Annotated in this window: 21 protein-coding genes; 16 read left to right on the top strand and 5 right to left on the bottom strand. The window is 44.1% G+C overall.

Going from position 1 to position 24340, the window contains the following annotated elements:
* The first annotated feature begins 382 nt into the window (after positions 1–382).
* A complete protein-coding gene (locus NLZ44_RS14130) occupies positions 383–3007 on the top strand; it encodes a hypothetical protein (protein WP_493750194.1) in 2625 nt (874 codons plus the stop codon).
* Positions 3008–3152: 145 nt separating this feature from the next.
* Here the strand turns inward: NLZ44_RS14130 and NLZ44_RS14125 are convergent, their stop codons facing one another.
* Complete coding sequence (locus NLZ44_RS14125; RefSeq protein WP_493750193.1) at positions 3153–3296, bottom strand: hypothetical protein; 144 nt, start codon at positions 3294–3296, stop codon at positions 3153–3155.
* A gap of 227 nt (positions 3297–3523) precedes the next feature.
* Between NLZ44_RS14125 and NLZ44_RS14120 the strand changes: the two genes are divergently transcribed.
* The 5 genes from NLZ44_RS14120 to NLZ44_RS14100 all read left to right on the top strand — a co-directional run bounded on the left by NLZ44_RS14120 (position 3524) and on the right by NLZ44_RS14100 (position 11372).
* A complete protein-coding gene (locus tag NLZ44_RS14120) occupies positions 3524–4027 on the top strand; it encodes a hypothetical protein (protein ID WP_111894291.1) in 504 nt (167 codons plus the stop codon).
* A gap of 356 nt (positions 4028–4383) precedes the next feature.
* Positions 4384–6528, top strand: coding sequence for a DNA methyltransferase (locus NLZ44_RS14115; RefSeq protein WP_493750192.1), 2145 nt, complete (start codon positions 4384–4386; stop codon positions 6526–6528).
* Positions 6525–7046: a hypothetical protein gene (locus NLZ44_RS14110; RefSeq protein WP_493750191.1), complete on the top strand. Its 522-nt coding sequence runs from the start codon at positions 6525–6527 to the stop codon at positions 7044–7046. The genes NLZ44_RS14115 and NLZ44_RS14110 overlap by 4 nt, the downstream gene beginning before the upstream one ends.
* Positions 7047–7071: 25 nt before the next feature.
* Positions 7072–8220: a hypothetical protein gene (locus tag NLZ44_RS14105; protein WP_493750190.1), complete on the top strand. Its 1149-nt coding sequence runs from the start codon at positions 7072–7074 to the stop codon at positions 8218–8220.
* A gap of 23 nt (positions 8221–8243) precedes the next feature.
* Positions 8244–11372 carry a BPTD_3080 family restriction endonuclease gene (locus NLZ44_RS14100; RefSeq protein ID WP_493750189.1) on the top strand — a complete coding sequence of 1043 codons (3129 nt, stop codon included), beginning with the start codon at positions 8244–8246 and terminating at the stop codon, positions 11370–11372.
* Positions 11373–11751: 379 nt separating this feature from the next.
* On the opposite strand, the gene NLZ44_RS14095 is transcribed toward NLZ44_RS14100, so the two are convergent.
* Positions 11752–11940 (bottom strand): hypothetical protein, encoded by a 189-nt coding sequence (locus NLZ44_RS14095; protein WP_233497681.1) that lies wholly within the window; start codon positions 11938–11940, stop codon positions 11752–11754.
* 104 nt (positions 11941–12044) lie between these two features.
* On the opposite strand from NLZ44_RS14095, the gene NLZ44_RS14090 reads away from it, so the two are divergent.
* The 9 genes from NLZ44_RS14090 (at position 12045) to NLZ44_RS14050 (ending at position 19505) form a co-directional block, all read left to right on the top strand.
* Entirely contained in the window at positions 12045–13193 is a 1149-nt protein-coding gene (locus NLZ44_RS14090; protein ID WP_111891767.1) for a glycosyltransferase, read from the top strand.
* A gap of 191 nt (positions 13194–13384) precedes the next feature.
* Complete coding sequence (locus NLZ44_RS14085; protein WP_006668032.1) at positions 13385–14122, top strand: undecaprenyl-phosphate galactose phosphotransferase family protein; 738 nt, start codon at positions 13385–13387, stop codon at positions 14120–14122.
* A 204-nt stretch (positions 14123–14326) separates the two neighbouring features.
* Positions 14327–15355 (top strand): GDP-mannose 4,6-dehydratase, encoded by a 1029-nt coding sequence (gmd, locus tag NLZ44_RS14080; RefSeq protein WP_006668033.1) that lies wholly within the window; start codon positions 14327–14329, stop codon positions 15353–15355.
* A 28-nt stretch (positions 15356–15383) separates the two neighbouring features.
* Complete coding sequence (locus tag NLZ44_RS14075) at positions 15384–16331, top strand: GDP-L-fucose synthase family protein (protein ID WP_111891778.1); 948 nt, start codon at positions 15384–15386, stop codon at positions 16329–16331.
* A complete protein-coding gene (locus tag NLZ44_RS14070) occupies positions 16328–16888 on the top strand; it encodes a 5-formyltetrahydrofolate cyclo-ligase (protein ID WP_006620761.1) in 561 nt (186 codons plus the stop codon). Before NLZ44_RS14075 ends, NLZ44_RS14070 begins: the two co-directional genes overlap by 4 nt.
* The gene (locus tag NLZ44_RS14065) at positions 16870–17721 is read left to right on the top strand and encodes a carbohydrate ABC transporter permease (RefSeq protein ID WP_006620762.1); all 852 of its coding nucleotides are present in this window, start codon (positions 16870–16872) and stop codon (positions 17719–17721) included. The genes NLZ44_RS14070 and NLZ44_RS14065 overlap by 19 nt, the downstream gene beginning before the upstream one ends.
* A 2-nt stretch (positions 17722–17723) precedes the next feature.
* Positions 17724–18299: a GNAT family N-acetyltransferase gene (locus NLZ44_RS14060; protein ID WP_493750188.1), complete on the top strand. Its 576-nt coding sequence runs from the start codon at positions 17724–17726 to the stop codon at positions 18297–18299.
* Positions 18300–18305: 6 nt separating this feature from the next.
* The gene (locus tag NLZ44_RS14055; RefSeq protein WP_493750187.1) at positions 18306–18746 is read left to right on the top strand and encodes a DUF4332 domain-containing protein; all 441 of its coding nucleotides are present in this window, start codon (positions 18306–18308) and stop codon (positions 18744–18746) included.
* Positions 18747–18860: 114 nt separating this feature from the next.
* Entirely contained in the window at positions 18861–19505 is a 645-nt protein-coding gene (locus NLZ44_RS14050) for a DUF938 domain-containing protein (protein ID WP_493750186.1), read from the top strand.
* Positions 19506–19566: 61 nt separating this feature from the next.
* On the opposite strand, the gene NLZ44_RS14045 is transcribed toward NLZ44_RS14050, so the two are convergent.
* The 3 genes from NLZ44_RS14045 to NLZ44_RS14035 form a co-directional block, all read right to left on the bottom strand.
* The gene (locus tag NLZ44_RS14045) at positions 19567–21303 is read right to left on the bottom strand and encodes a glycosyl hydrolase family 28-related protein (RefSeq protein WP_493752999.1); all 1737 of its coding nucleotides are present in this window, start codon (positions 21301–21303) and stop codon (positions 19567–19569) included.
* A 316-nt stretch (positions 21304–21619) separates the two neighbouring features.
* A complete protein-coding gene (locus NLZ44_RS14040; RefSeq protein WP_493750185.1) occupies positions 21620–21814 on the bottom strand; it encodes an NAD(P)H dehydrogenase subunit NdhS in 195 nt (64 codons plus the stop codon).
* A gap of 122 nt (positions 21815–21936) precedes the next feature.
* Positions 21937–23007: an Mrp/NBP35 family ATP-binding protein gene (locus tag NLZ44_RS14035; RefSeq protein ID WP_493750184.1), complete on the bottom strand. Its 1071-nt coding sequence runs from the start codon at positions 23005–23007 to the stop codon at positions 21937–21939.
* 251 nt (positions 23008–23258) lie between these two features.
* Between NLZ44_RS14035 and hemF the strand changes: the two genes are divergently transcribed.
* The gene (hemF, locus tag NLZ44_RS14030; RefSeq protein ID WP_493750183.1) at positions 23259–24302 is read left to right on the top strand and encodes an oxygen-dependent coproporphyrinogen oxidase; all 1044 of its coding nucleotides are present in this window, start codon (positions 23259–23261) and stop codon (positions 24300–24302) included.
* Positions 24303–24340 lie beyond the last annotated feature (38 nt).

Raw genomic sequence — 24340 nt, 5'->3', positions numbered from 1 at the left:
TGGAGTTTCGTTGTACTTAACTACAATAGCTAAGGTTTGACTACGGATGTAATCCGAGATTGGCTTTGATTATAATTGAGGGCATCAGCCTACACAGTAGACTAACCAGGGATGAGTTGAGAACTAGATTGGCACAGGCAGGTTATCATTTTAAAGGGATATAGAGTCAAAATCACTGTATCCTACCAAAATTAACCTAAATTGGATGTTAACTCACAGATGTGAGCTGGGGGTGGTCCCCCCAACTTTGGGCCCAGCATCGAGCTACGCCTACTCCTAACAACACTATTTTAAAGGTTAAATCTGGACTATTGAAACTCAAAATATATTGATATCCCGGTTAAATTTTCTCGTCAAACGCTAGTAAATTGAGGTCCCTCCCTTGACTTCTCATCAGGATCAAATTCAGACTCTTATTGCTGAAATTGACGAGGTACTGAGTCAACCCAGCCCCAGGCTACCTTGGGTGGCTTTTGGGGAAACCGTGACCCGCGCCCGTCAAGTTTTGGAGCGTGTTCGGAATTATCTCGTATCTCTTCAACAAGATATTGATGACTCTTCATTGTCCCTGAGATCTACAGGTTCCGCTGACCCATCATCTCTTTCGGGGTCCCAACAGCAGAATTTTTGGCAAGCCTTGCGCGAAGAAATGGGTTATTTGCGATCGCGACTTTCGGCTTTGCTAAAGTCTGAGGTAGAAGAGTTACGCCATGAGCGACAACTACTATTACAGGATATCAGAGCTTTAGAACTGCGGCGACAGGAAAATCTGATCTCCGCTGACCAATCCCACGACCAGCAGCAAATTATTACAGAGTTTCTGCAAGAATTGATGAATCGTCTTCAGGAAAGTCTCACTGAGAGTGTTAGCGAAACCCTCAGTAACCTTGAAGAACAGGTTCTTAACGCCCTGCTGTTGGGGGATACTGTTCAGACTACCCCCAGTGAGTCCACTACGGCTTTGGGTCGTCGGGGAGGTGAAGGCGCAAACAGTGGCCGCGATGTTCGGGTTTTCTCTGATGCTGGTGGGGACTATGCGGAGGAGTTGGAAACTTCTAAGATGTTACCCCGACTCACTCCAGCCCAACGACTGGAACAAATGCGGACTCTACAGGCTCAGTCTGATCAGATGCTGATGACCCTTGATTCTAGTTTAAGTGTCATTTTTGAAGCCCTACAAAGCAATTTACAAACTTATCAGGAATCTCTGTCCCAAAATATTGAGAAAATGCACGGTTTGGGACAACAGGGAGAGGTGATTCTTTCGGCTTGGATTAATTATCTCACCCAGCAATTGAGTCAGGCTACAACCTCCCAACTTCAATCTTCTATACAACTGCTTGACCTACAACCTAGACAGGCTACTCCCCCGGTTCAACCTAATGCGATCGGTCAGCAGGGGGTGGTAATAACTCCCGAAACTCAACCCTCCCCAGAGATATCTTCTGTTGAGGATCAGGATTATTTATTTCCTTTTGCGGGGGTGGAACTTCCTTTAAACACTAGATTTTCGGAAACTCAAATAGAACCGGAACCACAACCGGAACCGGAAGAGGATATAGTCGCGGAAACTGAAACTCCTGCTGATATCCCCCCAGAATCCGTAGATGATGAGGGTTGGGATGCTGAGGATTTATTTGGGGATGATGAGGCTGATGATAGTGATGATATAGTGGCGGAAACTGCTGCTGATATCCCCCCAGAATCCGTAGATGATGAGGGTTGGGATGCTGAGGATTTATTTGGGGATGATGAGGCTGATGATAGTGATGATATAGTGGCGGAAACTGCTGCTGATATCCCCCCAGAATCCGTAGATGATGAGGGTTGGGATGCTGAGGATTTATTTGGGGATGATGAGGCTGATGATAGTGATGATATAGTGGCGGAAACTGCTGCTGATATCCCCCCAGAATCGGTAGATGATGAGGGTTGGGATGCTGAGGATTTATTTGGGGATGATGAGGCTGATGATAGTGATGATATAGTGGCGGAAACTGCTGCTGATATCCCCCCAGAATCCGTAGATGATGAGGGTTGGGATGCTGAGGATTTATTTGGGGATACCTCAGAGACATCTACGGAGACATCTACAGATTTATCAGAATCAGAACCTGATGAGGAAGATCTGAGGTTAGATACTCAAGATTTGTTTGAGGATACCCCAGAGGAAGAGCTACCAGTGGCGAGAGAAACTCGGAGAAATGTATCTTCTGCGGGGGGTGGAAATGGTAGCCAGTCAGACCCGTTTGATGGCTTCTCTGTGTCGGAAGAATTAGATGTAAACGGAAGTTTACAGCCAGATGATGTTCAGGAACTTCTCTGGGAGGATGAGGATATTTTGAGCGAAAATATCAATCAAAATCAGCCAGTAGAGATGAATCGAGCCACGCCAAATCAAAAGGCTTCTCCATCTGCTAGTCAGGATACTTTTGAAGATTTTAGTAATATCTTTGAAGAACCCAATTTAAAGGAGGATGAACAGTTTATCTATGCTTCTCCTGATGAGAATTTGCTTCCGGGTGTGGATGATGATAGCGATGATGAATCGATGGATTCTCGGTTCTTAGTTGATCAGAGTACCCTGGAACAATTAGAGGCGGAATTGGCTAAGTTAGAGAAACCGGAATCTAATGAGATTGAAGATATCTTAGCTGAAGATATCTTAGCTGAAGATTCCGGGGAGGATTATCAACCGATTTCTATGCCTTCCGAGGAGGAAATGATTACTTTTGACAACTTATTGGGCGAGCTAAATTCGAGTTCTAAAAATTCGATTTCTGCTGCTTCTAATTCGGCGGGTAAACCCGAAAAATCGGCAACTCTATCAGATAATCCTTTGACGGGATGGGGTGATTCTGATGTAACTCTTGATGATATCTTGAGCAGTTTTGAACAGGCGGAAAATCTATCAGAATCATCAGAGTTAGATGATAATGAGGACTTTTTGAGTTTAGAAGTATTGACTCAAGACATGAGTAAAAGTAACCCGAAAAAACGCGATTAATTGAGGTTGAATTGGAGATGACAGGTTGTTGGGAATTGACTTAAAATATTACCCTAAGCCTCAATACCTCTCTCCAGTTGGGAGAGGGACTGCGTGGGGGGTATTACATGATTAATCAAGTAGCATATAGGAGCGATCGCACCTTTTAAATAATCGCCAAGCTACCACTAACTAGAGGGTGAGAAACGGCTATGGGGAAGGAGAATAAAGGAGCGATCGCTTTGGGGTGGGGATTTCTTGGCGGTTGGGGATTGACAATTGACAGGCTTTGATTGGTCGGTTTCAGCAATTGTTAAATTAATCTTAAAATTCCTGGTTTTTGACCGGGAATAATGATGGGAAAATCTTTATATTTATGATGTCAGCGGAGAGTGTATACTGTCTGACAGAGGATTTGGTTCGCGTCTTGTACAGCCGTTCGGCGATTAGCTACCCTCTCCAATAGGGGGTATGCTGTCAGTGGCGGGTTGTGCTGGCAGAATGATAGTAACACTAACTATAAATCGGTGAAATTCCATGTATACACTGCATCAAATTAACCTTAAATATCGGCCGCCACTAGCCAAATTACTAGGAAATAAAGGGATTTATCAACCCTGGGATTTCCGTAATTTGTTCAGGAGTTATGTGTTATGTCTAGTCCTGCTAGTTTTAATTGTATTCGGCTTTCCTGAACCGTCTCATGCTGATATAGTAACCGTTGATGTTGCAGTGGAACAGAGCAAATATAACAATGAGTCTTGGGATGTATTAAATGGAGCCCCGGATTTGGCAATTTGTTTGTCTAATCAAAGATTGGGAACTGTTTGTATTCCTGATGGTTCTACACCCGACAGTATTAAGAACCCTAACTGTTCCAATTCTTATCTATGCAGATTTAGCCTCAGTGCGCCCCCAAATGCGGAATTTAAAGTTTCTGTAGTTGATGTAGATGTGATGTTCAATGATATAATAGGGGCGGGTTGGTGTCGCCAAGGAATGACTTGTGAAATCGGACAAGCTAAAGTAGCTATTAAGTGACGGTTAAACTTGTCTAATTGTTAGCCATAATAGTTAATGACTTCTGTGGTTTTTGATCAGAGTTTAATTTCGGTTCATGGTCAAATCTCAGAAGCGATCGCATAATGATATGGCTGTCCCAATAGGTGCGATCGCTTTGGGGTGGGGATTTCTTGGGGGTTGGGGATTGACAATTGACAGGCTGTGATTGGTCGGTTTCAGCAATTGTTAAATTAATCTTAAAATTCCTGGTTTTTGACCGGGAATAATGATGGGAAAATCTTTATATTTATGATGTCAGCCGAGAGTGTATACTGTCTGAGAGAGGATTGGGTTCGCTCAACTGCTATCTACCAGACTAGACTCCTGGAGTAATTATGCCTAGAAAAAAAGCTCCCAAAAAGCTGAAAGAAGTTCAGGACTACACCCACAATAAACAACATCCCCAACGACCGGATATTGGCACAGAATCGCAATTTCAGAAGCCTAAACCTCCCGTTACCTATCGCTATGATTCTTCCCTCGCACCGGAGTTAAATTGGGATGAAAACCCAGCACGGGAGAAAGCTGAGGCTTTAATTACTAAAATTCTCAATGCTACGAGTTTGGAAGAAGCACAAGCCGCCGCGCTTGAGTTGAAGTCTATGGGGGAACCTTTCCTTAATTGGTCTGGAAAAGCAGAACGCAGCAGTTTGGAAGTGCCAACATTACCTCTATTTGTACATGAAAGACTTTCCACTAGGGCGATTCTTGAAACTCTCAAATCTCATGAAATTGGGGGTGATCAACTTAATCTTTTCGACCTATTTAATGACCCCCAATGGTCGATTACTGACCAAATTCTTAGGGCTTACGAATACCAAGGAAATTGGGTTAATCGCATGATTTTGGGGGATTCTTTAATCACTATGAATTCTCTGGTACAATATGAAGGCATGGCGGGGAAGGTACAGATGATTTATATTGACCCTCCTTATGGTGTGAAGTTTGGCTCGAATTTTCAGCCATTTGTGAAAAAACGGGATGTTAAACACAACGAGGATGAACACTTCACCCGCGAACCGGAGATGGTTAAAGCCTACCGCGATACTTGGGAATTGGGGTTACATAGCTATTTATCTTATTTAAGAGATAGGTTATTATTGGCGCGGGAATTATTAACTGAGAGTGGCAGTGTTTTTGTCCAGATTTCTGATGAGAATGTTCATCATGTTAGGGAAATTATGGATGAAGTTTTTGGGGCGGATAATTTTATTAGTGAAATTGTTTTTGTCAAGACAAGTGGTCTTAGTAGTAATTTTCTAGCAAGTAGGTCTGATTTTTTACTGTGGTACGGCAAAGAAAAATCTTGTAATAAATACAATCAATTGTATAAGAAAAAAAATATTGAATCAGGGAATGCTTCTAATTACTCATGGGTTGAATTTGAGTCAGGAGAACGCAGAGGCATGACAAAAGAGGAAAAAGAAAACTACTCTCTGATACCTGGAAATGTAAAAATATATAAGGCTGACAATATAACTTCTCAGGGAAATCCTATTACTGATTTTGAATATCTAGGAAAAGTATATAGACAAGGATGGAAAACCAATATTGAAGGTATGAAAAAATTAGCACACGCAAATCGTTTGCATGTTGCAGCAAATAGCTTACAGTATGTGCGGTATATTAATGATTTTCCCTGTGTTCCTATTACACAGTTGTGGGAAGATACAGGGACTGGAAGCTTTACCGACCCAAAGGTTTATGTAGTTCAAACTGGTACTAAAGTCATAGAACGCTGTCTATTAATGACCACAGACCCCGGCGATATTGTACTAGATATAACCTGCGGAAGTGGGACGACTGCTTATGTAGCGGAACAGTGGGGGAGAAGGTGGATAACTTGTGATGTGAGTAGAGTTCCGTTAGCCTTAGCAAGACAGAGACTATTAACCGCAACTTTCCCGTGGTATGAACTAAAAGACGGTAATTCCCCCAGTGGTGGGTTTGTGTATAAACGGAAGCAGAACAAGAAAGGGGAAGAAGTGGGGGGAATTGTGCCGCATATTACCCTCAAGAGTATTGCTAATGATGAACCTCCGGCGGAGGAAATTTTAGTAGACCGTCCCGAAGTAGATAACAGTATTGTGCGGGTGTGTAGTCCGTTTACCATTGAGGGAACCATCCCGCCTCCGGTGGATATGGAAAACCAAGAGGAACCGGAAACAGAAGCCGTGGTGATTGAAAATAGTAGGTCTTATGAACAGCGAATGCTGGAAATTCTCAGGAAGTCTCCGATATTGCACCTTCCCCAAAATCGCACCATTAGGCTCTATCAAGTTCGGGAAACGGCGCGATCGCAAAATTTATCCGCAGAAGCCATCACTCAAGCAAGGGATTTAGAAATTGCCGAAACCAGTGAAACTGAGGAAGCGATCGCCTTCCTGTTTGGGCAGCAGAAAATGGAGCGATCGCGGAAAGGACAGTATTTGAAGCCGCGCGGGAAGCGCACTCGAAAAAGTATGCTCATTTATTTGTGATTGGCTTTGCTATTTCAGCGATCGCGCGTCAGTTTGTGGAACACTGCAAAGACACCATGAGTATTCCGGCTACTTATATTCAAGCTACCCCTGATTTATTGATGGGGGACTTACTCAAACACATGAAAAGTTCTCAAATCTTTAGTGTCTGTGGACTCCCTGAAATTAAAGTACACAGGACGGAGGATGGAAAATATCAAGTAGAGTTACTAGGCTTGGATGTTTTCGACCCGACGACAATGGAGGTGGAATCACAACCCGGAAAAAATGTCCCCGCATGGTTTCTCGACACGGACTATAATGGTCTATGTTTCCACGTTAATCAAGCCTTCTTCCCCCGCACCAGTGCTTGGGAGGGTATTAAAAAAGCATTAAAAGGAACCTATGATGATGAAGTTTGGGAACATTTGGCGGGAACCAAAAGCGCACCGTTTGAACCGGGGGAGTATAAAGAAATTGCGGTTAAGGTGATTGATGACCGAGGCAATGAATTGTTAGTTACTGAGAGTTTATCTTAATTGATTAAATGAGGTGTAAAACATTATGGATAGAGACAATAAAATTCAAGAACCTATGTTTAATATAAATAATGTAGAGGAAGTCCATTCATCTAAGCCACATCATCGCTGGAATCAACGTTATAATAATCAACATATAGCTGTGAGTAGATTTGTTAAATATTGTTTTATATACGACCCATTGGTTGATTTAAATACTGGAAAACAATCAACATTTTTTATAAATCCTGACAGGTTGCCGAGTTACTATTTTGACTCTAAAAATTCACAAAAAACACAACAATGGATTTTATGGAATCTTATGGAAATACCCAGTCTTACAAAGTTAAAAGAGCAATACATTGAATCTAACCATTGCGACAGAAATAGTTTTCTAGAAAAAGCATCAAATACAGTCACATATTATACTTGTTTTGCACCATATCGAATTTTAAATCCACAAGAGATAACTGCCAAATATTTACAGGATTATAGTGGCAAAAAAATTAGATGGAAAAACATAAATAATGATAAATTTGAAACTAGCAAGCTATTGTATTACAAGCAATATATTTGTTGCGAACATGAGGGAGAAAAAGGATGGATAATTCTTTCCAGAAAACCAAAATTCGACATAAATGATTTTTATATGACAATAAGTATTGGCGAAAATATTGTAGAAGCTGACTTAAATTATCAAAGTCGAAGAGCGAATTCATTTTTAATGAATATTGATTCAAATCGTCGCATATTTGATTCAGATATTCCTGTCAATATAGAGCAAATGAAAAATGAATGTCAGAAATACGATAAAAACATAAAAATTGATAGTTTTAAGCATAAATATATCAATGTTTTTGATCCCGACAATATTCAATTCGAGTTATCTTGTGAATCTGAACAATATAAATTTACGGCTGCTGTTTATCCTTCTTCTATTAAGTGGACTGTAAAAACATATATAATAGAAGCAGAGTTCGACATACCAATAACAGGGACGGGAGAAACATTAAAAGAAGCCTTTGAAAAGTTAAAAGAAAAGTATGAAAGTCTTTCAAGAGATACAGAATTTATCAAACAGCAAGTTATACATATGAGTGAGCAAATAGAAAAAGAACTAAGACAAGAAGGTTATGAAGAATACAGATGGATGATTGAAGAATTTGGAGACGATATTTTTCCCGATCGCGATTGATTTAGTAACAATATCTGATAATTATGACCTACGAAGTAAACGAACCAATCCTTAATTCGCCGTTTGATGAACCGTCCCACTATTGGTTTATCCGAGATGGCTATGAACCGGAACTGATTAAGGGTCGTCGTCCGGCGATCGCTTATCCACCACTGGAAGGTAATGTAGATTGGGATTTGGGGGAGGTTCTGAAACAATCCCCCGTGGAAGAATTTTATCCGGGGTATGAAATGACGCTGGTTAACCAACTGAGGGAAAGGGTCAAAGAATGGCGATCGCTAGGCTATCCCGGCGTAACCCGGACTACTTTAGACTTGCTGAACTACTGGAAGCGAGAAGGGAGAGAACACCGTCTATTTTTTACACAAATAGAAGCGACGGAAACAATTATTTTCCTAACCGAAGCCAGAGGGGATTTAAAGCAAGGAATTGATGTTCCCATTGACTCACCTACTGATTTAACTGTCAAAGCCTTTATCCGCTACGCCTGCAAAATGGCCACAGGTTCGGGAAAAACCACGGTAATGGGGATGTTGGCGGCGTGGTCAATTCTCAATAAAGTAAGCGATCGCCAAAATCCCAAATTCTCTGATGTGGTATTGGTCATCTGTCCCAACGTCACTATCAAGAGACGGTTAGAAGAATTAAACCCCGCCAATGGGGAAGCCAGCTTGTACAGAATGCGAGACTTAGTTCCCCCTCACCTGATGGATAAACTGAGACGGGGGAAAGTGTTGGTGACTAATTGGCACATTTTTGAAAAGCGATCGCCTCCCACCCCAGGGAATGAGTCAGCCAAAGTGGTGAAAGTGGGAGTTCCGGTTACTACCACAGAAGCCATTAAGATTGGCGCAAAAAATGACACCATGCGAGGGACCCGCTACCTAACCCTGGAAAAGTTGGAAGAACAGCAACACCTGGGACAGATTAAAGTTTTGGAGGAAGACCGCGATCGCCAAGGAAATCTCAAAACTGTGAAAGTTGAACAAACCCGCTACCTAGAAAGTGACGCGGCTTGGATTCGGCGCATACTGACCGCTGAAATTGGGAACAAAAAACGCATCCTAGTTCTGAATGATGAAGCACATCACGCCTACCGCATCGCACAAGCTGAGTCAGAGCAAGATGAGGATGAGGAACTAACCGACTACAGCCAAAAGGAAGCCACTATCTGGGTGGAAGGACTCGATCGCATCCACAAATACCGGACGGTGAATCTGTGCGTAGATTTATCGGCTACCCCGTACTATTTACAAGCCGCTGGAAAAGACAGCAATAAACCGTTTCCTTGGGTAGTCAGTGACTTTAGCTTGATGGATGCCATTGAATCGGGGTTAGTGAAAATCCCCCAGCTTCCCGCGCGAGATACCACCGGAGCTCAAATGGCAGAACTAGCCTATTTTAACATTTGGAAATGGATTACCAACCAAATGACCCCAACAGAACGGGGTAAAAAAGGCAGCGCACCGAAACCGGAAGCTGTACTCAAATATGTTCAACACCCTATTATCATCTTAGGTGGGAATTGGGAAAACACCCGTAAACTGTGGGCAGAAAACCCCGATGACCCCAGACCGCCAGTTTTTATCATCGTCTGCAAAAATACCAAAATTGCCAAGGTCCTCTATGAATGGATTGCTGAGGATATTAAACCAAATGGCATCTCCTCATTAGGTTTGGCATCCCTTCGCAATAGTGAAACCGAAACCAATACCATTCGCGTAGACTCGAAAGTGGTGGAAGAGTTGGAGTCCGGGAACAGCAGATCCGATGACTCGAAATGGATGCGCTTTACCCTGGATACAGTGGGTCAGGTTAACTGGCCCTGTGATGACCAAGGAAGACCTATCTACCCGGAAGATTTCTATGACCTGGCTATGAAATTAGGGCGATCGCTTCATCCACCAGGTCGGGATATCCGCTGTATCATTTCCGTGGGAATGCTGACCGAAGGCTGGGATTCTCGGACTGTGACCCACATCATCGGTATCCGACCCTTTCAGTCTCAGTTACTCTGTGAGCAAGTGGTGGGGAGAGGTTTGCGGCGACGTAGCTATGAACTCACCGAGGATGGTAAATTTGCCGAGGAAACCGCTAATATCTTCGGGGTTCCTTTTGAGGTTGTCCCGTTTAAGGCTAATCCCCAAGGGGGAAGACTCAAGAAACCTGAAAAACGCCATCATATTTACTCGGTCGCGGGAAAGGCACAATACCGCATCGAATTTCCCAGAGTGGAAGGCTTCTGTCAGGGTATCCAAAATCGCGTGACTGTTGATTGGGATGCGATCGCACCATTGACAATTGACCCGTTCAATATTGCACCAGAGGTGCAGATTAAAGCCACTCTCCCCAATAATCAAGGTCGCCCCAGTCTTTGTGGCCCAGGTCAGTTAAAAAGTTTGGATCTCAATCCTTACCGCCAAGGGAAAAGGCTGCAAGAGTTAGTATTTAAGTTAGCCGCAGATTTGACTAAAACCTATTGTCAAAATCCCAATTGTGAAGCGCCGCCTCATGTTCTATTCCCTCAACTGCGAGGTATTTGCGATCGCTACCTCACCGAAAAAATCAAGGTGGTCAAGCCGTGTCAGTTGGTTGATGTTTGGTTAGCCCCCTATTATGGTTGGGTGATCGAAAATCTCAACGGTGCGATTTACCCTGACACTGACGCAGGAGAAGCCCCAGAAATTCCCAAATATGAAGCTAATCGCGGTAATGGCTCAACCGATGATATCAATTTCTGGACCAGTAAGAAAGTCTACAGTGTCCAGCATTGCCATATCAACTGTGTGGTAGCAGATACGGATCAATGGGAACAAGCCAGCGCCTACATCATCGACACTCACCCAATTACTGAGGCTTTCGTGAAAAATGAACGGCTAGGGTTTACTATTCCCTATTATTATGATGGCAGCGATCGCGACTACCACCCGGATTTTATCATCCGTCTGAAAACTACCGCCACCCACTACGTTATCCTGGAAACCAAGGGTTATATCTACGAGGGAACCGAGGCGAAAAAGGCGGCGGCTTTGCGCTGGGTGAAAGCTGTTAACAGCGATGGTCGATTCGGACATTGGGATTATCGAATGTGCAAGCTGAACCAAGTTCGGGAGTTTTTAGATCAGTTGATGGCGGAAATTAATTCCCAGTGATATAATTCTGCCTTAATTGTAGTTAAATTATGAGTTGGATATGATACCATTAAAGAGGCGATCGCACTATGTTAAATAATCGCCAAGCTACCACTAAATAGACCGTCAGAAACGGCTATGGGGGACCCAGTGGAAAGTCAGCACCCCCGGCTGAAGCACAGGGGCTTCGTGCCCCCCTTTCAGGTAGCTGACCAGCCTAAGCCTTAACTGGCTACGTTCAGAGCAAGAGTTAAAGTTCCTACCCTGGAATGCGTGCTAGTTCCAGGCTCATGAACCGAATCGTTAAACATCTCTAAGGGGTTAAGGACGTGCGATTTGGATAGTACCGACTCTGAACATTGGCGTTCGCGCAGCGTGCGCGTTAGCGCAAGCGCAAACATTACCCCGCAAGGGAGTCGGAGCCAACCATAGCTCCATGGAGGGGCAACCATACCCCTCCACCCCGCAAGGGGGTGCTGGCGGCGGTCAGCCGCTTGAGTCGGTTTTCCTCTCCGCGATAAATCACGGAGCTTCCAACCCTCCCAGGAGTTTTACGTGATTTCTGCAACAGCCACGGGTGTGGGTCCAGGGTGTGGGTCGGGGGGTTGGTTCAAAAAAATTAACACAGTTCACAATTAATTTCCGCCCTGTGAGATAGTAAATTCTGAAGGCATTAGGGGTTAGATATCTGTTGTGTCGTTGAAGTATGCTCTGGTCCATGAATGGTTAACACCGAAAGCCACAGGGGGGTCAGAGTTAGTGGTGCGAGAAATTCTCAAGCATATTGATGCCCAAGTTTATGCGCTGATTGATTTTGAATCAAGTAATCCTGAGAGTTATCTATATGGGCGAAAGATTGGGACCACATTTTTACAGGACTTTCCCTGGGCGAGAAATGGTGTACAGAAATATTTACCGCTATTACCGTTAGCGATCGAACAGTTAGACCTGCGGGAGTATGACGTAATATTATCTTCATCCCATGCTGTAGCCAAGGGAGTGATTACAACGCCTCAACAAAGGCATATTTGCTATTGTCACACTCCTATGCGCTATGCTTGGGATCTCACCTTTGACTATCTCAGAGGTAGCTCTGTCGGCTCAGGAGTCCCCGGTATGTTAACCCGTGTGTTGCTGCACCAACTACGGCAATGGGATGTGATTTCAGCCAACCGGGTTGATTATTTTATTGCTAACTCTCAACATACAGCCCGGAGGATATGGCGATGTTACCGTCGTGAGGCGAAGGTAATTTATCCCCCGGTGGCGATGGACAATATGAAATTTCAGGCCCAAAAAGAAGATTTTTATCTGACCGTTTGCCGTCTGGTGAGTTATAAGAAAATTTCCCTAATTGTCAAAGCCTTTAACGAATTGGGTTATCCGCTGGTAGTAATTGGTACAGGTCCTGAATGCGATCGCATCAAGAAAATTGCCAAAGACAATATCCAGCTTTTAGGTTGGCAAAGTGATCAGGTAGTAGGGGAATATATGTCCAAAGCCAAAGCATTTGTCTATGCCGCCTGCGAAGACTTTGGAATGGCGATCGTAGAAGCCATGGCTTGTGGAACACCTGCGATCGCATTAGGAGTAGGAGGCGCGACAGAAACCGTGCGAGATATTCGCAAATATCCCGACTCCGGGACCGGGTTATTATTTACGCCGCAAACAGAAACAGGTTTAATGGAGACAGTCCAAGTCTTTGAAAGTCTCAATGGGCAATTTCATCCGGAAATTATCCGAACTCATGCGAGTCAATTTGATCAAAGTCGGTTTCGGGAGGACTATCTTAATTTCGTAGATAAGTGTTTGAACACAATGGACTCCCAAAATTTCAGCTAAAATGCCAAAGTATTTAAGAGAGCCAGAAAAGCTGAAAACCCCTAATTTAGGTGGATTGTCCAGACTGGTTCCCCGGTGACGACCTGTCATCTGGGATCTTAGTATATGAGTACAAGATACTCAATCATCCTTATTGAGTGTCTCAAGGCTTTATGATCATGACTGTGTGTGGTGTGAATTGAAGGAGTAAGATGACTGCCAATAGCCAACTTATCTTCGGTAGGGGACTTCGACGTGCATTTACAAGGCGTGGCTTTGTACCCTTAGTGCGTCCGCGTCAGCAACGAACCCTGTCTCTGGTACAGAGTCTGAACGGAGACTTTTTTAAGCGTTCATTTGACATTGTGTTTTCCCTATCGGTTCTGATTTTGTTTTCTCCGGTTTATTTGATACTGAGCTTGTTAATTGCCCTGAGTTCCCCTGGTAGCGTGTTTTACGTCCAGGAAAGAGTCGGCAAAAATCGCCAACGGTTTGGTTGTATCAAATTCAGGACCATGGTTAGTAATGCAGATGAGATGCTGATGGAGATCATGGAAACCTCTCCTAACCTCCGCCAAGAGTTTCAGGATACGTTTAAACTTAAACATGATCCTCGAATTACCTGGATCGGTAGATTCTTGCGTGTGACTAGCCTTGATGAGTTTCCCCAATTCTGGAATGTTCTCAAAGGTGATATGAGTGTAGTAGGCCCTAGACCCCTGGTAGCCGAGGAATTACATAAATATGGTCGTCACATGGATAAGGTTCTGACCATCAGACCGGGAATCACTGGACTCTGGCAAGTCTCAGGACGCAATGATATTCCCTATCCTCGTCGAGTTCAGATTGATTTGCACTATGTTAATTTCAAGAATTTCTGGATTGACCTATGGATCATTATCAAAACTATTGGTGTGGTAATTTTCCCCAAGGATAATGGTGCTTATTAACCTGGAGGGGTGAGTCATCAGAAATTATGTGTCCTACCCGGTTTCTGAGTTAAGATATTTATGGTTCTTGTCTAAGTAACCGGGTTTTTTATAACGGGTGCCAGTGTCAAACTTGCCCCACTAGGGAATAATCATGAGGGTGCATAATAGAGTATAGACAACCGCCATGGGCGGGCAAATTCGTATGGAAAGGAAAATAGTCAGATGTCAAACAGTAAACCAGCGTTAATCACAGGTATCACAGGTCAAGATGGTTCATATCTGAGTGAGTTACTATTAGAAAAAGGCTACGAAGTTCACGGAATTATTCGTCGTAGTTCTAGTTTTAATACAGACCGCATTGAACATATTTACAAAGACCCCCATAATCCTAATGCTCGGTTATTCTTACACTATGGGGATTTAACAGATGGTACGACTCTGCGTCGTATCCTAGAAGAGGTTAAGCCGGTAGAAATTTATAATTTGGGGGCTCAATCCCATGTTAGGGTCAGTTTTGACTGTCCAGAATATACTGTTGATACTGTCGGTTTAGGGGTATTAAGACTATTAGAAGCTATTCGAGATTATCAGCAGCGCACAGGGATTCAGGTGCGGTTTTATCAAGCAGGTTCTTCGGAAATGTTTGGGAAAGTTCAGGAAATCCCCCAGAAAGAAACTACACCTTTTTACCCTCGTAGTCCCTATGCTTGTGCGAAGGTTTACGGACACTGGCAAACGGTTAATTATCGGGAATCCTACGGTTTATTTGCCTGTAATGGTATCCTGTTTAATCATGAAAGTCCCCGCCGTGGTCCGACTTTTGTTACCCGCAAAATTACCCGCGCTGTAGCCAGGATTGTGAAGGGAATGCAGAAGGAACTTTATCTGGGTAATCTGGATGCCAAACGGGATTGGGGCTATGCTAAGGATTATGTCCGGGGAATGTGGATGATGTTGCAACATGATCAACCGGATGATTATGTGTTGGCAACTAATGAAACTCATTCAATTCGAGAGTTTTTGGATGTGGCTTTTAATTATGTCAATTTGGATTGGCATGATTATGTCAAATTTGATGAACGCTATTTACGCCCGGCTGAGGTAGAATTGCTGATTGGGGATTCGACTAAAGCCCAAAATGTCTTGGGTTGGAAGCCGTTAGTGTCTTTTGAGGAATTGGTAAAGCTGATGGTTGATAGTGACCTAACACTATTGGAAGAACCTCATGAAGAGGGAGACCATTTTGATTAATTTTTAGACGAAATAACGGGTAAATAACATGAATACTCTGGATTTACAAGACCAACGGATTTTAGTCACGGGAGGGGCTGGTTTTCTGGGAAAACAGGTGATTGACCAGCTTCTGAAGGCGGGGGCTAAATCTGAAAATATTTCGGTGCCCCGATCGCATAATTGTGACCTGCGAAACTTAGAAGCCTGTCAACAAGCCGCTAAAGGTCAGGATATCATTATCCATTTGGCGGCCCATGTGGGGGGTATCGGCTTAAATCAGGTAAAACCCGCTGAGTTGTTCTACGATAACCTGATGATGGGGGCTCAGTTGATTCACTCAGCCTATCAAGTAGGGGTCAAGAAATTTGTCTGTGTGGGGACTATCTGCGCTTATCCTAAATTTACCCCGGTTCCCTTCCAGGAAGATGACTTATGGAATGGCTACCCAGAGGAAACTAATGCCCCCTATGGTATAGCCAAAAAAGCCCTATTGGTGCAATTGCAAGCCTACCGACAGCAGTATGGGTTTAATGGGATTTACTTATTGCCGGTGAATCTCTACGGCCCAGAGGATAATTTTAACCCGAAAAGTTCCCATGTGATTCCGGCTTTGGTGCGTAAGGTCTATGAAGCACAACAACGGGGGGATAAACAGCTTCCGGTGTGGGGTGATGGTAGTCCTAGTCGGGAATTTCTCTACTCGACTGACGCGGCGCGGGGAATTGTCATGGCTACCCAACATTATGACGAACCAGACCCGGTGAATTTGGGGACTAATTATGAAATTACTATTCGGGACCTGGTAGAGTTGATTTGTGAGTTGATGGAGTTTCAGGGAGAAATTGTCTGGGAAACTGATAAGCCTAATGGTCAACCGCGCCGCTGTTTAGACACAAATCGCGCTAAGGAAAAGTTTGGGTTTGTGGCTGAGGTGGAGTTTCGCCAGGGTCTGAAAAATACTATTGACTGGTATCGACAAAATCCTGATCTGTGAGTAAGTCTCAACTACGCCGCCGTTTGTTAAGCGATCGCCAATCTCTAGCCACGACTGTTTGGCGACAAAATAGCGATCGCATTACTGACCATCTACGCCGTTGGTGGCGATTTCAGCAAGCCAAGACTATCTTGGCTTATTTTAGTTTTCGCCAAGAACCCGATTTGAGTCCTCTCTGGTACGTCTCCCCAGAAAAGGTCTGGGGGTTTCCTCGCTGTGTGGATGGGTCTTTGATTTGGCATCACTGGCGGCCGGAAAATGCCCGCCAAAGGGGGTCTTTTGGTTTAATGGAACCAGACCCCAGCTTACCGGTTTTGCAGCCGTCTCAGGTCGATTTAATCCTGGTTCCGTCCGTTTCCTGTGATGGCTGTGGCTATCGGTTAGGATATGGGGGAGGATTTTATGACCGGATGTTGAGTCGGTCTGAGTGGTCTAAAATTCCTACCGTGGGAATTGTGTTTGCGGCCGCCAGGGTGGATACTCTCCCTAGGGATAGTTGGGACCAGCCTTTGGCCGCGGTTTGTACTGAGGAGGGTATATGGGAGTTGTCAAAATAACTTCTGGTGGCCGCGTAAATTATCGGGCGATCGCTACTTATATGGTACTCATTGCTATAGCGATCGCTATGCTATTTCCCCTATTTTGGTTGGTGGGAACTGCCTTTAAATCCCCTACCGAAAACATCTTTCAGGTTCCCCCCCAGTTTATTCCTCGGGAACCTACTTTCGGGAATTTTGTCAGAGTTTGGCAAACTAATCCCTTTGGTCGCTATTTATTTAATAGTACCCTCGTCGCCGTTTTAACCGTCGGATTAAATCTGCTATTTTGTTCCTTGGCTGCCTATCCTTTGGCGCGATTAAACTTTTGGGGTCGCGATTTTCTCCTAAGTGCGATCGTTTCCACCATCATGATACCCTTTCAGATTGTCATGATTCCCCTGTATATTCTAGCCGTACAGTTAGGATTAAGAAATACTTATTTAGGCATTATTTTTCCATCCTTAGCCTCAGCTTTTGGTATATTTCTATTGCGACAGGCATTTATGGGAGTTCCCAAAGAGTTAGAAGAAGCAGCCAGAATTGATGGCTGTTCAGAATTAGGCATTTGGTGGCATATTATGCTCCCCTCAGTCCGTCCCGCCTTAATGACTTTAGCCATTTTTGTCTTTATCGGGTCTTGGAGTGATTTTCTGTGGCCCTTAATTGTAGTCGATCGCCCAGAATATTATACCATGCCTTTAGGGGTAGCAAATCTAGCCGGAACTTTCTCTCTCGATTGGCGGATAGTCGCCGCCGGTTCCGTCATTTCTATTGCCCCTGTGTTACTACTATTTTTAATAGTACAACGGTATATTGTCCCTACAGATACAGCTACGGGGGTCAAAGGTTGAGGATGAGGATTATTAATCTCAGTCCTAATAATCAACATCATATCCACCAGGCGGCTACTTTATTAGTGGCAGAATTTCGGGAAAATTGGCCGAATGCTTGGCCTACTTATGAACGTGGTTTAGCCGAGGTTATAGAGTCTTTTGGCGACGGTAGAGTTAATCTGGTCGCCGTCGATGACCATGACAATATTCTAGGCTGGATTGGTGGAATTAGTCAATATCAAGGTCATGTTTGGGAATTACATCCTTTGGTAGTCAGAAGGGATTATCAAGGGTTGGGAATAGGGCGAAAATTGGTCGCTCATTTAGAGGATTATGTGCGGTTACAAGGAGGGTTAACTTTATGGTTGGGCACCGATGACGAAAATCATTTAACCTCCCTATCTGGTGTCGAATTATACCCCCACTGTTGGGAACATATTGCTAATATAAAAAATCATGGTCGCCATCCCTATGAGTTTTATCATAAATGCGGTTTTGTGATTATGGGAGTAGTCCCCGATGCTAATGGTATCGGGAAACCTGATATTTTGATGGCTAAATCTTTGAGACTGGACAACCATTCTGAATCCAAATAATTAATTATGAATCATCCCACAACTAAGCATCCAAAAATTACCTCCTGTTATTGGGAAATTTCTCAACTACCTGGGTTAGATGCAGATAATATTAAACTCCTGAATAAATGTGGTATTCAAAACACCCAGCAACTTCTCGCGCTCGGGAGTAATAATGCTCATAAAATCGCCTTATCCAACCAACTAGGTATCAACATCAGAAATATCAGTAAATGGGTAGCAATGTCCGACTTAGCCAGGGTTCCCAGTATTGGTTATCAATATTGTGGTGTCTTATTACATAGTGGCGTAAGTTCAGTTAACCAACTTTCTCAGATGTCTATTCAACAACTACATAAACAGATTTTACGGCTATATGTAGGAACCATTAAATCTCGCCAACTCTGTCCATCTATTGATGTCATCCAAACCTGGATTAAACAATCTAAAAGATTGGGTAAAAATTAACATTAAAGTACAATCAAAAGATGTATAATCGGGGTAGCGGAGATAATCACTTATTTCTCAATATTCGGGTTTATCAAAGCCGCCCAAATCTCAAATATATGACCAGATTAAATCATGAATTTTTCCGAAGATTTGCGACAAAATGCACCAGCCACGGAAAGAAACCGTCAACCGATTTTAGAGGTATTAAAAAGGGTGTTACCACCCACGGGAACCGTCTTAGAAGTAGCCAGCGGCACAGGACAACACGCGGTTTTTTTTGCTCCCCGTCTCTCACCTAGGCGGTGGCTACCTTCCGACCCGCAACCTTTGTTACAACAGAGTATTAAAGCATGGCAAACTCATTACCCTTCAGATAATCTCTACCCTCCCCTAGGGTTAGACGTAGAAGCTAACCCCTGGTCAGTCGAAGGGAATAATTTACCTTTGGAATTATCGGAATTTCCCATCACTGCTATTGTAGCAATTAACCTGATTCATATCTCGCCTTGGTCGGCTTGTGAAGGGTTAATGGCGGGAAGCGATCGCATTTTGAAAACAGGGGGAATTTTATATCTCTATGGACCCTATCAAATCGGTGGAAAACACACCGCACCTAGTAACGCTTCCTTTGATGAATATTTGCGAACTTCTAACCCCAAGTGGGGTGTCAGAAACCTTGATGATGTGGTAGAATTAGCCAAGGGTTATAACCTAGAATTGGTGGAAACCGTCCCCATGCCTGCCAATAATTTTTCCGTAGTTTTCAGGCGTTGTTAATCCTGAGTTACTGAGGTCAAGTCGTCTAATTTTACGGTAAACTGCCTACCCCAACTTGCCATTAAACCATAGCAAATAGTCGGAGTATAAACCGCCACCAACTGACTAGGAAATTATCAGATTGACGGGAGGATGTGGGCTGCTTATAACCAGTGTAGTAGGGTGGTAGTTGGTCAGTCATGAGGGTGACACCATTACGGGTTTCTGCCACTCCAATAGGTATTGAACCGCCACTAAAAGTGAGAAACCCAACATTAGCATAACTCAGGGATGAATCAATGTTAATAAATCCGGGAATATCTGCAAATCTGCCATTTAAAATAAAGCCGCCTAATACTTCTGTTTTCCCGCCATTAATGGTTTTAACCAAAGTCCCCTCATCTTCGGTTTTATATCCAAGAATCCACAGAGACCCGCCATCATTGGTAATCCTAGGACTATGTGTAATTTCCGGGTTAATTTGACGCATCCACACATTTTGATTAGTAAACACCCAGGGACCGCCGCCAACGTCTTCAATATAGACATCTCCGCCGTTTCCTTGGGTACTACTATAGCTATTGACAAGAGAACTAGAAATAATCAAAGTGCGATCGCTTTCATGTACAATAGAAATAGAAGCTGCCTCTACTCTTTCGATAATCACCGTCGGGGATGTTCCTTGTCCAATTCTAATGACACCATCACCAACAATTCTAGCTTCCGTAGCAATTAACCGCTGTACATTACCCCTTAATTCCAAAGTGCCATTAACATCCCAAACCCCATTAGGAAGATAAACAGTTTTCCCTCCCGAATCAATAGCAGCTTGTATCGCTTGTGTGTCATCAATACCATCATTAGGATTCCCCCCATAAGCCAGGGGACTTACCCACTCTGATAAATCATGCCAAGGCAATTCTGGGGTTTCTTTAATCGGCAGATTTAGCATAGTTTGGGGACTGTCAAAAAGACTCTGAAACTCTCCCCTAGCTATCCACTCCCTCACATAACCATCAGGTTGGGAAGCATTCCCACGACCGCTATCATTCTGCAAAATTGCCTGTTTATATCCCGAAGTTCTCAATTGGCGAACATACATTGCTTTTTGGTTATGAATCGCTGGCAATTCCGAAGCAGAACCGAATCCAGTTAACTCAGAATCAATCAGCGTAAAAACACTACCACCATCAGGCATATTCCAAATTGCTGTCACTTGATTGGTACTCTGTAAGCCTCGGACAAAAACATTTTGATTAAAGTTTTTCCAGCCGTATTGGTTTTGGTTTTCTAGGGTAATATGTTCCAGGGTTTGACTGGCTGTAGGGTTCCAGGTTTGGATGCCGATATCAAATCCAACTACATGAATATCTTTAGCTAGTAGGGGCCCATTTTCATCGATGGAAAGGTTTAAGCCGATTCTCCCTTGACCATCTCTTGAGATGATTTTAACGTTGCGAATTGAACCCTGATTATTGGCAATAAAATCTATCCCATTAACGTTAGGATTACCGCGACCAATATCAACGGTCAGGTCTCGAATACTGTTCCGAAATCTTTGCGCTGGTGGGGAACCTGTCCAAATTACTGATGTATCTAAACCGGAGTTATCATCAAGTTTAATAATGGTTCCGTCACGGCTTTGACCTTGTAGAATGTTCCGTTTTTCGGTTCCCGCATATCTAATTTGACCGCTAACGTTATACACTCCATCAGGAAAGTAGAAAATATGATTTCCGGTTGGGTGGTCGTTTAATGCCTGTTGAATTGCCTCCGTGTCGTCCTTTCCATCGTTAGGAATAGCGCCATAGGTGGTCACGTCCACTACACCCGCATCTGCTGGAAAAACTATGGTCGCATAGACTAGAGGAATTAACATGATTTTGGTTTGGGGGAAAAGGGAAATCTTGGTATCAATTATAGATGGGTTGGGGGGTTGACAGGCGGCGGAAAATCATGGTAAGATATTGACATACTCCTATAGCATAATGGTAATCTGTTAACAAATTTTGAAATTGCCAATATCCCCATTATCTAATATAGTAGCACGGGGGTAAGGAAAAAGCAACCCCACCCAACCCCAGTGAGGCGGGGCCGTTACAAAACTTAACATAATTCTAGCGAGAGGATGTCAACTACTTACCTTTGCGTCCGGTGGTAGTGTCGATCGCCTCTAGTTCAGAGAGTTTAAAAGTGACTAATTTATCCCAATTTCCGCCTTCAAATAAAACGGCAGCTTTGCCGTCAGCGACTCTTTGGACTTGTCCTTGAAACTCATAGTAGGTATCATCAGCATTAATAACGCGAACGGCGGAACCTGGTAGAATCATGTGTTTATTATCCTCAAAAAAAATGGTGTAATTTCTCAGAGACTGAGTGAGGTTTGACCAAGCCAGGCAGCCAGAGGAATTGATGAAGGTCAATTATCCCTGGTGCCGGGAAGGGAAGAGAGTTAAGCCAGAGCCATAACCGAGACCCTAGCGGCGATTTTTTGTGCGATCGCAGTCAACTCCTGAGCGGAGGCGGAGTCGGGGTGAGAGACCACAATAGGAACCCCAGAATCCCCACCTTGTCGGACAGGCATTTCCAGGGGAATAGCGCCCAATAGTGGTACTCCCAAATCATCAGCAGTTTTCTGACCGCCGCCCGTGCCAAAGATATCATATTTGCGATCGGGGAGATCTGGGGGGACGAAATAGCTCATATTTTCGACAATGCCCAAAATAGACACACCCAACTGTTCAAACATTTTTAAGCCTTTGCGGGAGTCCAACAGAGAGACTTCTTGGGGAGTAGTAACAATGACCGCCCCAGACATAGGAACAGCTTGTGCGAGGGTTAACTGAGCGTCTCCGGTTCCGGGTGGCATATCGACAATGAGATAATCCAACTCACCCCAATACACCTGATAGAGAAACTGTCGGATAATGCCATTTAACATAGGACCGCGCCAAATGACAGGTTGATCGCGGTCAATCAGAAAAGCCATGGACACCAACTTAACGCCATAGTTAAAAGCGGGTTCCAAGCGATCGCCTTCGGGAGTTTGCTGAACCATGACCTGAGTATCAGCGAGACCCAACATAGTGGGGTCATTAGGGCCATAGATATCAGCATCAATCAAACCGACCTTAGCGCCGGTGGAGGCGAGGGCGACGGCCACATTAACCGCAACGGTACTTTTACCAACCCCCCCCTTACCGCTAGAAATAGCGAAGATATTTTTGACCCCGCTAATTCCCTGACGGTCTGGGAGAGATTTTTGTTGTGGAGTTTCCGCCGTGACATCTACTTCGACGGTTTCGACTCCGGGAAGCTGTTTAACAGCCTTTTGACAATCTTCGACGATAAACTCGCGCAGGGGACAAGCGGGGGTGGTCAAAACCAGGGTAAAACGGACATCTCCGCCAGTGATTTTCACATTACGGATCATATTCAATTCCACCAAACTTTTTTGTAGTTCGGGGTCTTGAACGGGTCTTAAAACTTCCAGTACGGAACTGGCATCTAACTTATCTGGCATGATATATGGCTGTTACTATCTGGTAATACTGCTAATAGCTTAACTGGGAAAGGGTGTTGTTACTGCTGGTAGTGGCAAATAGTAGTCCCACCGGGCAGATTTCCATAGTTAACTGTTAAGTTATATGGACTTATGGGTTAAACAACTTGACTGAGGAATCCATAAGCGGGGAAGATGAAATAATTTCGCTTTCTGTGAGTTGGTGGCTCATCAAGTGCGAAAATATTAACATACAAGAGGTTAATTAGATTATGACAGTTTCGACGGCTTCTGATACGGCTATAGTTCAATCACCCCCTCCGGCGGACTCGCGGGAGCGTGTGAGTAAGTGGATGAAACAAATTCAGGATGAAATCTGCGCCGGATTAGAAGCCCTAGATGGGGCGAAAACCTTTGTAGAGGATGCTTGGGAGCGCCCGGAAGGGGGTGGCGGTCGGACTAGGGTGATCCGAGAAGGTAATGTGTTTGAACAAGGGGGAGTTAACTTTTCGGAGGTTTGGGGCCAGAATTTGCCACCGTCGATTTTAAGCCAGCGTCCAGAGGCGGCGGGTAATGGATTTTATGCGACGGGAACTTCGATGGTGTTACATCCCCGTAACCCCTATGTGCCAACTGTTCACCTGAATTATCGCTATTTCGAGGCGGGCCCGGTGTGGTGGTTTGGTGGGGGTGCTGATTTAACTCCCTACTACCCGTTTGCGGAAGATGCAGCTCACTTCCATAAGACGTTAAAGGAGGCTTGCGATCGCCATCATAGCGAATATTACCCGGTGTTTAAACGCTGGTGTGATGAATATTTTCATCTGACACACCGCAATGAAGCCAGGGGAATTGGTGGCATTTTCTTTGATTACCAAGGCGGTGAGGGTTTACTGTATCGTGGGCAGGAGACTGAAAGCGAGGCGGCGATTTATAGCGATCGCATGGGCGCACCGGAATCACGGGACTGGGAGGCATTGTTTAGCTTTATCCAAGATTGTGGTAAATCTTTCTTACCCTCATACGGTCCGATTGTAGAGCGTCGTAATTCTATGGAATATGGCGATCGTGAACGGAACTTCCAGCTTTATCGTCGAGGAAGATATGTAGAATTTAATTTGGTCTACGACCGAGGCACAATTTTCGGGTTGCAAACCAAAGGTCGCACTGAGTCGATTCTCATGTCTTTACCTCCTTTGGTAAGATGGGAATATGGTTATCAACCTGAAGCGGGTACGCCGGAAGCTGAACTCTATGAGACGTTCTTGAAACCTCAAGATTGGTCTAACTGGACGGCTCCTGAGTCACAGGCCTAAGTTCAACCGTAAGTCTCATGGGACTTGCTAGGGGGGAC

It is taken from the genome of Arthrospira sp. PCC 9901, assembly GCF_059013425.1.
The sequence above is the reverse complement of the archived record's forward strand: the minus strand, read 5'-3'. Positions and strand labels throughout refer to the sequence as shown.